Source organism: Bacillus sp. USDA818B3_A (assembly GCF_009928415.1).
Taxonomy (GTDB): domain Bacteria; phylum Bacillota; class Bacilli; order Bacillales; family Cytobacillaceae; genus Neobacillus.
The window spans coordinates 151776-165207 of record NZ_JAABNN010000002.1; the positions used below are offsets into that span (position 1 = coordinate 151776).

14 protein-coding genes are annotated in these 13432 nt (G+C 40.9%); 1 reads left to right on the forward strand and 13 read right to left on the reverse strand.

The features are described 5' to 3' along the window. Window positions 1-8 precede the first annotated feature (8 nt). The 7 genes from plsX to GXK58_RS03895 form a co-directional block, all read right to left on the reverse strand. Window positions 9-1013, reverse strand: coding sequence for a phosphate acyltransferase PlsX (plsX, locus tag GXK58_RS03865; protein ID WP_160720044.1), 1005 nt, complete (start codon window positions 1011-1013; stop codon window positions 9-11). Between the two features lie 12 nt (window positions 1014-1025). Next, entirely contained in the window at window positions 1026-1589 is a 564-nt protein-coding gene (fapR, locus tag GXK58_RS03870; RefSeq protein WP_160720046.1) for a transcription factor FapR, read from the reverse strand. A gap of 154 nt (window positions 1590-1743) precedes the next feature. Further along, on the reverse strand, window positions 1744-3792 hold the full coding sequence (recG, locus tag GXK58_RS03875; protein WP_160720048.1) for an ATP-dependent DNA helicase RecG: 2049 nt from the start codon (window positions 3790-3792) through the stop codon (window positions 1744-1746). Continuing rightward, entirely contained in the window at window positions 3789-4673 is an 885-nt protein-coding gene (gene sdaAA / locus GXK58_RS03880) for an L-serine ammonia-lyase, iron-sulfur-dependent, subunit alpha (protein WP_160720050.1), read from the reverse strand. The genes recG and sdaAA overlap by 4 nt, the downstream gene beginning before the upstream one ends. Before the next feature lie 27 nt (window positions 4674-4700). Beyond that, the gene (sdaAB, locus tag GXK58_RS03885) at window positions 4701-5363 is read right to left on the reverse strand and encodes an L-serine ammonia-lyase, iron-sulfur-dependent subunit beta (protein ID WP_160720052.1); all 663 of its coding nucleotides are present in this window, start codon (window positions 5361-5363) and stop codon (window positions 4701-4703) included. A gap of 125 nt (window positions 5364-5488) precedes the next feature. Continuing rightward, the gene (locus tag GXK58_RS03890) at window positions 5489-7171 is read right to left on the reverse strand and encodes a DAK2 domain-containing protein (protein ID WP_160720054.1); all 1683 of its coding nucleotides are present in this window, start codon (window positions 7169-7171) and stop codon (window positions 5489-5491) included. Window positions 7172-7186: 15 nt separating this feature from the next. Next, the gene (locus GXK58_RS03895) at window positions 7187-7549 is read right to left on the reverse strand and encodes an Asp23/Gls24 family envelope stress response protein (protein WP_160720056.1); all 363 of its coding nucleotides are present in this window, start codon (window positions 7547-7549) and stop codon (window positions 7187-7189) included. Window positions 7550-7838: 289 nt separating this feature from the next. On the opposite strand from GXK58_RS03895, the gene rpmB reads away from it, so the two are divergent. Beyond that, on the forward strand, window positions 7839-8027 hold the full coding sequence (gene rpmB / locus GXK58_RS03900; RefSeq protein WP_066393509.1) for a 50S ribosomal protein L28: 189 nt from the start codon (window positions 7839-7841) through the stop codon (window positions 8025-8027). A 152-nt stretch (window positions 8028-8179) separates the two neighbouring features. Here the strand turns inward: rpmB and spoVM are convergent, their stop codons facing one another. The 6 genes from spoVM to GXK58_RS03930 form a co-directional block, all read right to left on the reverse strand. After that, complete coding sequence (spoVM, locus tag GXK58_RS03905) at window positions 8180-8263, reverse strand: stage V sporulation protein SpoVM (protein WP_098528769.1); 84 nt, start codon at window positions 8261-8263, stop codon at window positions 8180-8182. Window positions 8264-8366: 103 nt separating this feature from the next. Further along, complete coding sequence (locus tag GXK58_RS03910) at window positions 8367-9014, reverse strand: thiamine diphosphokinase (protein ID WP_160720058.1); 648 nt, start codon at window positions 9012-9014, stop codon at window positions 8367-8369. A 52-nt stretch (window positions 9015-9066) separates the two neighbouring features. After that, window positions 9067-9711, reverse strand: a complete 645-nt coding sequence (rpe, locus tag GXK58_RS03915; protein ID WP_160720060.1) for a ribulose-phosphate 3-epimerase — start codon at window positions 9709-9711, stop codon at window positions 9067-9069. A gap of 1 nt (window position 9712) precedes the next feature. After that, window positions 9713-10594 (reverse strand): ribosome small subunit-dependent GTPase A, encoded by an 882-nt coding sequence (gene rsgA, locus GXK58_RS03920; protein WP_160720062.1) that lies wholly within the window; start codon window positions 10592-10594, stop codon window positions 9713-9715. 103 nt (window positions 10595-10697) lie between these two features. Next, window positions 10698-12677, reverse strand: a complete 1980-nt coding sequence (pknB, locus tag GXK58_RS03925) for a Stk1 family PASTA domain-containing Ser/Thr kinase (protein WP_160720064.1) — start codon at window positions 12675-12677, stop codon at window positions 10698-10700. Then, window positions 12674-13429: a Stp1/IreP family PP2C-type Ser/Thr phosphatase gene (locus GXK58_RS03930; RefSeq protein ID WP_160720066.1), complete on the reverse strand. Its 756-nt coding sequence runs from the start codon at window positions 13427-13429 to the stop codon at window positions 12674-12676. Before GXK58_RS03930 ends, pknB begins: the two co-directional genes overlap by 4 nt. Window positions 13430-13432: the final 3 nt, after the last annotated feature.

Consider the following 13432-nt stretch of genomic DNA (forward strand, 5'->3'; position numbering starts at 1 on the left):
TAACACCTCTATTGTTCTAATTTAACCGCATCTGACGCTTCAACTGCTTGTTGAATCAAATGGACGACATTGTTACCAGTCATTTCCCTTGTCTGTCTGATCGCACTATAAATGGCTTGAGCATTGGAAGAACCATGTGCCTTGATGACAGGCGCTTTTAGCCCAAAAAGCCCTGCACCGCCATACTCTGAATAGTCCATTGTATCTTTTAGGGCCTTAAGGTTCGGCTTTAAGACAGCTGCTGCTAGCTTACTTGTAAAACTGCTCATTAATGCGGACTTTAGCATTTTAAACATCGATAGGGCCGTACCTTCGAGTGTTTTCAACACCATATTACCTGTAAACCCATCAGTGACCACAACGTCGGCCACGCCTTCAAGTAAATCCCGTGCCTCGACATTACCAATAAAGTTCAGATTACTATTTTTCAATAAGGTAAACGCACTTTTTGTCAGCTCATTCCCTTTCTTTTCCTCTGAACCAATATTTAGAAGACCAACTCTTGGATTGTTAATACCTCTAACCTTTTCACTATAAATGGAACCCATGATGGCATATTGAACTAAATGTTCTGGCTTGGCATCTGCATTGGCCCCTACATCGAGAAGCAGGAAGCCTTCTCCGCCAATGGTCGGCATGGTTGGTGCAAGTGCGGGCCGGTCAATTCCTTCAATTCTTCCGACAACAAAAAGTCCAGCTGCCATTAATGCACCCGTATTCCCCGCGGAAATGCAGGCATCAGCCAATCCATCGGCTACTTGTTTTGCGGCTAAAACCATCGACGCATCTTTTTTACGGCGAACTGCCCTTACCGGTTCATCTGTCCCTAGTATGACTTCTGTAGTATGTAAAATGGATATTCTCTCGTGATCCGTAAGTGTTTCCTTGATTTGTTTTTCGTCCCCCACAAGAGTAATATGTATATCAGAAAAGGACTGAACCGCCTTCATCGCACCTAATACAATTTCTTTTGGGGCATGATCTCCGCCCATGGCATCGATTGCTATTTTCATTTATCTCATTCCTTAAATGTTTTTCGAACGATACATTTCAAATTCTCCGGTAAATACTAGTTCATTATTCACAAAACTATTTACTTCAACGGAGGTTCTGCCAGATTCATCAATTTTTGTTACCTTTGCTTTGGCAATGATTCGTTCATTTAAATTAACAGACCGTTTGAATTGGATATTTGATTTTGCTGTTAAAGCCAATTCATCATCTATGACTGCAACCGCAAGCGAGTTAGCCTGAGCAAAAAGATGGTGTCCGCGCGCAATATTATTGCGTTTAAAGACATGTTCTTTTTTTACATCAAAAATAGATATGGCATTTTGGTCTAGTTCGATATGAATGATTTCGCCGATCACTTCTTCTAGTGGTAAGGAGCGTACTTCATCATCAAAGCGTTTCTCCGCAACAGTTTTAATTCGTTCCCGCAGTTCCGGGATCGATAACTCCAAGCGGTCGAGACGGATGGTCTGTACACTTACCTGAAATTTTTCTGCTAATTCCTCATCCGTTATAAAAGGATTATCCTTTATTGTAGAAGTTAATAATTGTTGTCGATCTTTTTTGCTTCTTCTCATGAATTTCACACCGTCCGAGCTCTTATGACTAGGTACTAAGAGTAGTATAAAATTTAAAAAAGCATATTGCAAGAATAAAATTCAATAAGAGCAGAAAGGCCCGTTGCCGGGCACTTATTTCAGATAGTATATATTAACCATCAAACTTAACTATTTAATCTAGTTTTTCCCCTTCCAGCACACCTGATTCCTTAATTTGATCTCGTAAAAATTGATATTCAGGGTCTGTCCAAAAAACTTCCGAACCAATCAGCATGCTCGCGTCATTTCTTGCTGTTTCAAGCGCTCGGTAATCATGCACCATATCAGCTACTTTAAACTCGGGAACACCACTTTGTTTTCTTCCAAAGAAGTCCCCTGGTCCCCGCAGCTCTAAATCCTTTTCACTTAAAACAAAGCCATCATTCGTCTCCGTCATAATGCGCATTCTTTCTTGGCCAACTTCTGATTTAGGGCTTGCAAGCAGGATACAGTACGACTGAGCACTGCCCCGGCCAACACGGCCTCTCAACTGATGTAATTGTGAAAGACCAAACCGCTCTGCATCATAAATCACCATCATGGTCGCATTCGGAACGTTTACCCCGACCTCGACCACGGTTGTAGATACCAAAACTTGTACCTCATTTTCGCTAAACGACTTCATCACTGTGTCTTTCTCTTCTGATGATAGACGCCCGTGCATCAGTCCAACTTTAAAACGATTTTGGAAATAATGGGTTAACGTTGTATGAACATCGATGGCATTTTGAACATCAAGTTTTTCAGACTCCTCAATTAGCGGGCAGATCACATAGGCCTGATGTCCCTTTATCAGCTCTTTTTCAACAAACCCAAGGACCCGTTCAAGCATTTCGGGTTTTGCCCAGTAGGTTTCAATCGATTTCCTTCCGGCAGGCATTTCGTCAATGATCGAAACATCCATTTCACCAAAAACTGTTATCGCAAGAGTTCTGGGAATAGGGGTGGCCGTCATAAATAATACATCCGGGTTTTCCCCTTTTTCACGCAAGACCCGCCGCTGCTCAACCCCAAAGCGATGCTGCTCATCGGTAATAACAAAGCCAAGTTTGTTAAAAGTTACCTCATCCTGGATTAGTGCATGAGTACCAATTAGAATATCGATCTTGCCTTCCCGTAAATCTTGGAGAATTTCTCTCCTATGTTTACCCTTAACGGAGCTGGTTAAAAGCTCGCATCTTACATTGATCGGTTGTAACAGGGTTTTTAAAGATTCTGCATGCTGCTCTGCTAAAATTTCCGTTGGGACCATTAGTGCACCTTGAAAACCTGCGGTTACCGTAGCATAAAGCCCAATGGCAGCAACCACCGTTTTCCCTGACCCTACATCCCCTTGAAGCAGACGATTCATATGATAGGGCGATTTCAAATCGGCCAGTATTTCATTGACAACCTTCTTTTGGGCATTGGTTAACGGAAAAGGCAGGCTATTAATGAACTCTTTTAATTTGGCTAAGTCATATTTTTGTTTAATACCTGGCGAATGCTCTCGTTCAAACTTCCTTAATGCTTGCATTTTCAACTGAAACAAAAGAAATTCTTCGTAAACAAACCGCCTTCTTGCTTGTTTTACTTCCTCGGGATTATTTGGAAAATGCATGATCTTCAGTGCATCTCTTTTGCCCATCAGGCGGTATTTTTTTAAAAAAGTTTCCGGAAGAGACTCCTCTATGTACTGCCCAGATTGTTGAAATGCTAAATGAATAAACTTGCGCATGCCTTTTGTTGTTACCTTGCCCCTTAATGAGTACACGGGTTCAAAATCGGTTGCTTTCATGTTTTGACCCGTCTGAATCTCACTTGCGGTTATCGTTTGCCGGTGAGCATCCCATTTACCTGTCACAGTTATAGTGTCGTTCATATGGATTTTATTTTTCAAATAGGGCTGATTAAAAAAGACAACCTTAATAAGATAAGCACCAACAAACAGCCTGAAAGTTAATTTTGATTTCTTTCTGCCAAAGTAGTTTAGAGAAGGCTCACTATGAACCTTCCCCTCGACTGTTATCTTCTCATCATGCTGCACTTCGGTCAGGTCTCTAAGTGAATAGTCTTCATACCGATATGGAAAGTATTCCAATAAATCTCTGATGGTAAATATCTTCATTTCCGCAAAAGATTCAGCTGTTTCTTCCCCAATTCCTTTTAGGGCGGTAATTGATTGATTAATTTCTATGTTCACTTTTCATTGAGCGGTATACCGAAGATCTTGGCCTCAATTTTTCGACCGGTCGGTGTAGCCGCCAACCCTCCCCCCGCAGTTTCTTTTAAAGCAGTCGGCATAGATTGGCCGATTCGGTACATTGCATCAATTACTTCATCACATGGGATCCGGCTGGTGATTCCTGCTAATGCCATATCGGCAGCAACCATGGCATTTGCCGCCCCCATTGCATTTCGTTTCACGCATGGTACCTCAACAAGGCCGGCGACAGGATCACAGACTAATCCAAGCATGTTCTTTAATGTAATAGCCATGGCCTCTGCACACTGCTGCGGTGTTCCGCCTGCCAGCTCTACGATTGCAGCCGCCGCCATTCCTGCTGCTGAACCTACCTCTGCCTGGCAGCCTCCAGCTGCTCCGGAGATCGATGCATTATTGGCAACAACAAAGCCGAAGGCACCGGCAGTAAACAAAAAGGAGATCATTTGCTCTCTGGTTGGTTTGAGCTTATTTTTAACCGCAAATAAGGTACCCGGTACCACTCCTGCCGAACCAGCCGTTGGTGTGGCACAAATAGTCCCCATTGCTGCATTTACTTCATTAGTGGCAACTGCTTTACTCACTGCATCAAGGATGGTTTGCCCTGATAGAAAATTGCCTTTTTCAATGTACTTTTGTAAAAGAACGGCATCACCGCCAGTTAGGCCAGAGTGAGAAGTCACTCCTTTTAATCCTCTTTCTACAGCCTGCTCCATGACAGTTAAGTTCCGGTCCATAAACGAAAGAATTTCCTCTCTTGTACGGCCCGTGACAGTCACTTCCTGCTCAATCATAATCTCAGAAATTTTTTTATTTTGGCTGACCGCTAATTCTACTAATTCGGCAACATTACGAAACAAAGAACACTCCTCCCCTCTCTATAGAAATTACTCGACAATCTTGGTTACTTTTAGTATGTTTGGAAGCTGCTCAAGTTCAGTAAGAATCTTATCATCCATATTCTGGTCCACTTCAATCGTCATGAGGGCCATCTGTCCAACATCTTTCCGTGCGACTTCCATGTGACCAATATTTATTTCATATTTTGCAAGGGTGTTTGCTACACTGGCAATCGCACCAAACCGGTCATTATGCACAACTAAAATAGCTGGATGATTTCCCGAAAGCTTAAGTTTAAAACCGTTTAGTTCAATGATTTCAATTTTCCCTCCGCCAATGGAGATGCCAGCCAATTCCAGCTCACCAAGTTGATCTCCCATGATAATCCTTGCGGTATTGGGGTGGTCTGTAACGGCATCTTCTTCAATAAAGCGAAGCTTCATTCCTTTTTGTTCAGCAATATCTATGGCGTTAATTATTCTTGTATCATCTGTATCAAAATCAAGCAAACCGCCAACAATGGCAACGTCTGTGCCGTGCCCTTTATAGGTTTTAGCGAAAGAGCCGTATAAAGATATATTTGCCCATTTAGGCTCTCTGCCAAAGAGGCTTCTTGCCACCCTGCCAATTCTCGCAGCACCGGCTGTATGTGAACTGGATGGTCCAATCATTACTGGACCAATGATATCGAACACACTTCTATATTTCATCAGGTCTCTCTCCCTTAGTAGTTCTTTTGATATATTACGCCTGCTTTAATGTAAATGTTTAAGTTTTTAGGCATAAAAAAAGAAGGGAATAACCAAAAAGGCCCCCCTTCTATTTTAACGGTTTATTATTCAATTGAAAAGATATATGAATATAATGGTTGTCCGCCGTCATGGATCTCAACTTCTACGTCTTGATAATTATCTTCCACAAACGCCGTTAAATTTGCTACCTCTTCTTCGGTCACATCTTCACCATAAATAATGGTAAGTATTTCTGAGTCCTCATCAAGCATCTGAGCTAACAGGTCCTCAGCCACTTTTCCTTTATCTTTGTTCTTTACGACAATTTTACCTTCAGCGATACCCATGAAATCCTCTTTTTCTATTTCTAATCCATCAATGGAGGTATCACGGACAGCAAAGGTGATTTGCCCTGTTTTGACATGATTTAACGCTTTCTTCATGGCCGCTTCGTTTTCATCAACAGCTGCAGATGGGTTGAAGGCCAGAAGGGCAGATAAACCTTGTGGAACGGTCTTAGAAGGGATAACATAAATTTCTTCCTCCGCCACATCTTTTGCTTGTTCGGCCGCCATAATAATATTTTTGTTATTTGGTAAAATAAATACCTTTTCGGCATGAACTTCCTTAACCGCTTTCACGATATCCTCCGTACTTGGATTCATCGTTTGTCCGCCTTCAATTACAGCATGGGCCCCGATACTTTTAAATAATTTAGCAATCCCTGAGCCCATTGATACCGTAACAATTCCATATTCCTGTAATTCTTTTTGTGCAGGAGCTGGATTAAGTTTAGGTGCATGGTGTGTTTCTCCCACAATGTTCGTATGCTGCTGACGCATGTTTTCAATTTTCATATTAATTAAGTTGCCATAACGCTGACCGTAGCTTAATACTTCTCCTGGCTGTTCAGAATGGATATGGACTTTTACCACATCTTCATCAGCGATCACTAATAAGGAGTCTCCATAATTACTTAAATCATTACGGAAATTCGTTTCATTAAAAGGATGCTTTGCTATCTTTTCCTGTTCGAAACGAACCATAAATTCGGTGCAATATCCGAAAACGATATCTTCCGTATTAATATGTCCTTGGACGCTCTTATGATGTTCTGCACTAACCAATTCCGCCATTGAGGGCAGCAGATCAGATGCTTCTGGCAGGCTTTCCCCTTTTAATTGGGCTAAAAAGCCTTCATAGACAAAAACAAGTCCTTGACCGCCGCTGTCTACTACGCCAACTTCCTTTAAAACAGGAAGCAGATCAGGTGTCCGTTTCAGGGAAGCCTTAGCTTCCTTCACTACTTCTTCCATAATATAAATGATATCTTCTGACTGTTGAGAAGCGGCAACACCTCTCTTAGCCGAATCTTTAGCTACAGTTAAAATGGTCCCCTCGACAGGCTTCATAACAGCCTTATAAGCGGTTTCTACTCCTGCTTCTAAAGCATGGGCAAAATCGTTTGCTGATATGACGGCTTTTGATTCAACTGCTTTTGAAAATCCACGAAATAATTGGGAAAGAATAACTCCGGAATTTCCGCGCGCTCCCATAAGCAGCCCTTTTGAAAGGGCAGTTCCAACCTTACCAATATGTTCTTGAATATTATTCTTAACTTCCTTTGCCCCGGAGGTCATAGATAAATTCATATTGGTCCCTGTATCACCGTCGGGCACAGGAAAAACGTTTAATGCATCAACCATCTTGGCATTTGCAGACAAGTGATTGGCACCCTGAATCACCATCTCGGCGAAACGTGTTCCATCTAATGCTGTTATTGACACAAACTTTCCTCCTCACTACGGGTTCGTCACACGAACTCCCTGAACGTAAATGTTAACCGAGTCAACGGCAAGTCCAACTGTCTTATCGAGGGTGTATTTAACCTTTGATTGCACGTTGTGGGCAATTTCGGAAATTTTCGTTCCATAGCTGACAATAATGTACATATCAATATGTAATGCCTCATCTTCTTGGCGTACAATCACACCGCGAGTAAAGTTTTCTTTTCGTAGTATTTCCGTGATTCCATCTTTAATTTGGTTTTTAGAGGCCATTCCGACGATTCCATAGCATTCAATTGCCGCACCTCCGGCAATTGTTGCAATGACTTCATTTGAAATATCAATTTGTCCGTACTTTGTTTTTAATTCAATGGACATGAATCGTTCCCCCTTTTGGATAATTGCTCTTTGACTACAGTCATTTTACTATAGTCAATCCAATAATGAAAGCCATTCTTGCTCTGTTACTATAAGACCGTTCAATAATAACCTATGTCAAGGAATTTTTCTTGAAAGGTTTGTACACAAGTATTGCATTAAGGTACGTTGTGTGATAAATTATTAAAGTATCTCAAGTCTAGAAAATTTTTATTATAATTTTCTATATCCAGATGAAACATCTTATTGATGTTGTTTAAGCTTTTGGTAGTTAAGGAGGGAAATCAATATGCCACGTAAATGTGTAGTAACTGGAAAGAAAACCACAACTGGTAACGCACGTTCTCACGCTATGAACGCTAACAAGCGTACATGGGGTGCTAACCTACAAAAAGTACGTATTCTTGTTGACGGAAAACCTAAGCGTGTTTGGGTTTCTGCAAGAGCGTTAAAATCAGGTAAAGTTGAGCGCGTTTAATCATGTGAGCATCCAACTATTTGGATGCTTTTTCTTTTGAAATTAATTCCAAAATTTCGAATAATTAATACCCATTCTTATTAGTATGACCCATTTGACAAATAAAAAGCACCCATTATATAGGGTGCCCACACATTTTTACAGGTCTGTTTCTACTCACCTTTTTTAAAAGCCCCAATCATCGCCCGGACCAGTCCGCCTAAGAATTTCGGCAGTTTAATTGTATAAAATTTCATACTGTCCCTCCTCACCAATCTACCACAGCTTATTTTAAAGCCACTTTTTTCGCACGCCTTACATAGTATTCAAACGGACGAAATCAGTACCATGAATTGCATATTAATCGTTACTTCTTATCACTATTAATATGCCTTTGGAAAATGAAAAAGTACCATAATCATCAATAAGTTCATTACTAATACATAGTGTGGACCCGAGAGAAATATGACGGTTTTTCAGCGGATACTTAAAGCCATCAAGGGTGAGTTCAGTAACATCAAGGGTTAATGGGACAAATGATATATATTTTTTTGAAGCCATTTTTTCTATTGTATAGTGCCCAGGCTCCTTTATAAAAACAATATTTTTTTGATCAATGATATAAACATTGACAGGGTTGTTTGCTTTAATTGGTGTGAGGAGCAAATGGACATTCGCCAATAAATGATCCAGCCTGCCGCCAGTAGCACCAAACAGCCGAATACTTTCAGGCTTTTGTTCTACCGCCCAATTCAGGGCAAGTTCCATATCCGTTTCATCTTTTTCTGGTTTATATTTTTTAATTCCTGTTACCTGATCCTCAATGGCAGACAGTTCTTCTTGGGTGACAGAATCAAAGTCACCAAAAGCCTTAGACGGAATAATGTTCCTTCTGATCAAATGAAAAACTCCCCGGTCAACTCCCACCCAAATGGCATCACTTTCTTGGTAAGCCGTCAAATCAGGCAATAATTCTTCTGGTCCTCCCGCAAGTATATTGATAATCATTAACCATTCCCCTTTTACGTTAAAGGAAAAAAGCCAGCTTTGGAAGCTAGCTTTACCCTCTTAATTGTGAAATTGCTTGTTTATAATCCTCTTGATTGTATACTGCAGAACCTGCCACAAGCACATTGGCACCTGCTTCAATACATTGTCTTGCGGTTACTGGATTGACACCGCCATCTACCTCAATCTCAATTGTCAGCCCTTTTTGGTCGGCCATTTCCTTAACCTGTCTTATCTTCGGAAGAACTTCGGGGATGAAGCTTTGCCCCCCAAAACCAGGATTAACAGTCATTAATAACACCATATCAATATCCCCAATAATATGTTGGATTGACTCTACTGGAGTGGCTGGATTAAGGACAACACCAGCCTTAACACCAAAGGATTTTATACTTTGGATGGTACGGTGAAGATGACGGCATGCTTCTACATGTACTGTAATATAATCGGCCCCTGCTTTAGCGAACGCCTCAATATATTGATCTGGATTTTCAATCATTAGATGTACATCTAACGGCAGCTTTGTAACCGGCCTTACAGCCTCAACAACCAGTGGTCCAATCGTTATATTTGGTACAAAGTGGCCGTCCATTACATCGATATGGATATAATCCGCTCCTGCTTGATCTACTGCGATAATCTCTTCTCCCAACTTTGCGAAATCTGCTGAAAGTATAGAGGGTGCTATTTTCACCATATTAATACCTCGGCTTTCTATCTTTAATCTCTTGTAAAAAATCGGCATAATGTTCATAGCGATATGCCGGAATTTCCCCTGACTCAACAGCTGCCTTTACACCACATTTGGGCTCAGTGACATGAAGACAGCCTCGGAATTTACAATTCTCACTTGCTTTTTGTATTTCAGGAAAACATTGAGTTAAGTCTTCTGTTTCAATATTCGCAAACTCCAAAGAACTAAACCCCGGTGTATCAGCAATAAGACCATTTCCAATCTTTATTAGTTCAACATGTCTGGTCGTATGTTTTCCCCGGCCGAGGTGTGAAGAAATATCATTTGTTTTTAATTCAAGGTCAGGCCTTAACACATTTAACAATGAAGATTTTCCAACACCTGATTGGCCGGCAAATACAGATATTTTGTTTTCTATATGCGGATTTAAAAGATCAATCCCCATTTCAGTTTCCGATGAGGTTAAAATAACTTCGTACCCCGCAGCCCGATATTGGTCCGCATACATTGAGATCTTTTCTTTTTCCTCATTATTAGTGAGATCCATTTTTGTAATGCAAATGAATGGTTCGATGGAGTTAAACTCAACCAATACAAGAAAACGATCTAAGAGAACCGTGCTAAAGTCAGGTTCGACCGCTGAAAATACCAATATTGCTTGATCAACATTGGCAATAGGCGGGCGTACCAATTCATTTTTACGCATCTTTACTTCTAAAATATATCCTTCTAAATCGTTTTCAGCTTGAAAAACAACCTCATCGCCAACCAGCGGGGTGATTTTGTTCTTCCTAAAAATTCCGCGGCCGCGGCACTGGATGAGGTTATCATCGTGAAGAACATAATAAAAACCACTTAATGCTTTGACAATTTTTCCTTCAGGCATAGCCACACTCCTTGCCCTTTTACTTACCTGATAATTTAATATTCTCCTTTAAAATCTACACGATTTCTGTCCTTCTTATACAGTTGAAATAGCAAACTCTAATTTATTCTGTATCAGAATAGTTTTTATTTTCATCAATAATAACCTTGGAATCGCGAATCACTTTGTATCCGGCCTTCTTGCCATATGGGATCATTAACTTGATTTGTTTTTTCGTATTCTCTGTAATATAAAAGGTCTCAGCAGGTTCTGTCATACTATGGGTCATATCCTCAATTAAAATGGTCACTTGTTGTTTTTGGCCTGGTTCCCCGGGTACAGCCGGTTCATATGGAATTTCTAGTTCAATAATTACTTCTTTAGGCGGTTTTTCCTCTTTCCCTTTGGAAATAACAACCTTCACCTTACCGCCCCTTTCAAGTGCCGTCCCTGCAGCCGGACTTTGAGAAATAACCATCCCAGCTGGAATATTTTCATCATACTTTTCTTCTGAAGCGTCTAAGGTCAATCCTACCAAGGAGGCATAGTCCTGAGCACTTTTTAAACTGTACTGGGTTAAATCCTGAAGTACAATTTTTTCAGGACCTTTACTCACTTCAAACTCAAGGACAGTATCTTCTGGAACAACCATATCTCCGCTTGATGGGGTTTGACTAAGAATGGTTCCTGGATCACTATCATCGTTAATTTCTGTTTTCTGTATATCTTTAAAACCCTCATTTTCAAGTAAACGAACCACATCATCATACTGACGGCCTGAATAATCCGACAATTCATATTTCTCTTTACCCGTGCTTACATAGAGGGTAACCTCTGCATTTTCCTTGGCAGTACTTCCACTTGCAGGTTCCGTCTTGATCACGCTGCCCTCTTTCACTTCTTCATCGGTTATTTCTATTTTTTTACCGACCGCTAATCCCTTTAACTTAAGCTTAGAAATGGCGTCATCTACATTCATACCGCTCAAGTCCGGCACCGTAACATCCTTAGGTGCTAACATACGAGGTAAAAATGTAAAAGTTAATATAGCTAGAATGACAAGTATTAAAAAAGTAGATATTAAAATGGCCGGCCACTTTTTTCGTTTTTTTACACTCGTATTCTCTTTTGTTGAAGTATCTTTTGAGTTACCGATTGTTTTTTCATTACCATGGACTAATGTTTCATCAAGATTCTTCAATGGATGGCTGTCCGTTATCACCGGGATGGCTTTTGTGGCATCATCATCTACCGGGATAATAAACTTCGGTTGATCCATCCGCTCAGGATCCAATGCTGAACGCAGATCCTCTTCCATTTCATCTACACTATTATAGCGATGAAAGGGGTCCTTAGCAGTCGCTTTTAAAACAATATTTTCCACACTTTGCGGAATGTTAGGATTCCACCTCCGGACTGAAGGCGTCTCCGATTGAAGATGCTTTAAAGCAATAGACACGGCTGATTCTCCTGAAAATGGAAGCCGGCCTGTCAGTAATTCAAACATGACAATCCCTAATGAATAAATATCTGATTTTTTGTTTGCCATGCCGCCTCTGGCCTGTTCAGGCGAAAGATAATGAACAGAACCTAAGACAGAATTCGTCTGGGTAATAGCCGTTGCACTAAGGGCCATCGCAATCCCAAAATCCGTTATTTTAACATTTCCTTCGTGGTCTACCAAAATATTATGCGGCTTTATATCACGATGGACGATATGGTTTTGATGGGCATGGGAGATCGCTGATGTAAGCTGTCTCATGATACCAATCGCATCCTCCACTCTAAGCGGAGAATATTGTTGTATGTATTGCTTCAGTGTTTGGCCGTCAACAAATTCCATCACAATATAATAGAGGTCGCTTTCTTCACCGACATCAAAAATACTTACAATATTTGGATGAGCCAGACTTGTTGCTGATTGTGCTTCCCGGCGGAACCTGCGGATAAATTCATCATCATTAGCAAAATCGAGCCTGAGCATTTTTACTGCAACATCACGGTCGAGGATCATATCATGGGCCAAGTAGACATTTGCCATGCCTCCTCCGCCAATCATATCCAATATTTTGTAGCGGCCGTTTAATCGTTTTCCAATCATCATCTAACATCATCCTCGCATGTATCAGAAAACTCTACCATCGCCAGTGTAATATTATCCTCTCCGCCATTTTCATTCGCAAGTGAGATAAGCAGTCCTGCTCTTTGTTGTAAATTTTCCTCATTTTGCAGAATTTCGGCCATTTCTGCTTCATTCACTTTATTGGAAAGTCCATCAGAACATAGTAATAGGATATCTCCTTCTTCAAAAATAATGGTCCTAATATCCATTTCAACATTCTTTTCTGTCCCCAATGCACGCAGTAAAACATTTTTCCTTGGATGATGTTCTGCTTCTTCTTTGGAGATTTGTCCGGATCTAACCAATTCATTTACAAGGGAATGATCATCTGTGATCTGTTTAAAGCCGGATTCATTTAAGAGATATCCCCGGCTGTCGCCAATATGGGCGATGGTCGCAAAAGTGTCCGTTAGTATGGCGGCAACAATCGTTGTACCCATCCCGTCACATTCGGTATTATTGGTCGCGTGATCGAGCAATAAAAGATTTACTCTTTTAATCTGCTCATTAAGCCAACTCTCAGCTTCACCCGCCGTTTTAATCCCGTTTGATTCTTCCCATTCCCCTTTTAAAGCAGAGATGGTCATTTCACTTGCTACATCACCAGCACGGTGACCGCCCATTCCATCTGCTACAATGGCAAGGCGGTACCCGTCTTTGTTATTAAATACACCACCGGCATCTTCATTGTGAAGACGCACTCTTCCTCTATCTGTTTGAAATACTGCTTTCATCCC

Coding starts and splice junctions, on each gene's coding strand:
- plsX (WP_160720044.1), bottom strand. CDS start 1,013: ATGAAAATAGCAATCGATGCCATGGGCGGAGATCATGCCCCAAAAGAA.
- fapR (WP_160720046.1), bottom strand. CDS start 1,589: ATGAGAAGAAGCAAAAAAGATCGACAACAATTATTAACTTCTACAATA.
- sdaAB (WP_160720052.1), bottom strand. CDS start 5,363: ATGAAATATAGAAGTGTGTTCGATATCATTGGTCCAGTAATGATTGGA.
- GXK58_RS03895 (WP_160720056.1), bottom strand. CDS start 7,549: ATGTCCATTGAATTAAAAACAAAGTACGGACAAATTGATATTTCAAAT.
- rpmB (WP_066393509.1), top strand. CDS start 7,839: ATGCCACGTAAATGTGTAGTAACTGGAAAGAAAACCACAACTGGTAAC.
- spoVM (WP_098528769.1), bottom strand. CDS start 8,263: ATGAAATTTTATACAATTAAACTGCCGAAATTCTTAGGCGGACTGGTC.
- GXK58_RS03910 (WP_160720058.1), bottom strand. CDS start 9,014: ATGATTATCAATATACTTGCGGGAGGACCAGAAGAATTATTGCCTGAT.
- rpe (WP_160720060.1), bottom strand. CDS start 9,711: ATGGTGAAAATAGCACCCTCTATACTTTCAGCAGATTTCGCAAAGTTG.
- rsgA (WP_160720062.1), bottom strand. CDS start 10,594: ATGCCTGAAGGAAAAATTGTCAAAGCATTAAGTGGTTTTTATTATGTT.
- pknB (WP_160720064.1), bottom strand. CDS start 12,677: ATGATGATTGGAAAACGATTAAACGGCCGCTACAAAATATTGGATATG.
- GXK58_RS03930 (WP_160720066.1), bottom strand. CDS start 13,429: ATGAAAGCAGTATTTCAAACAGATAGAGGAAGAGTGCGTCTTCACAAT.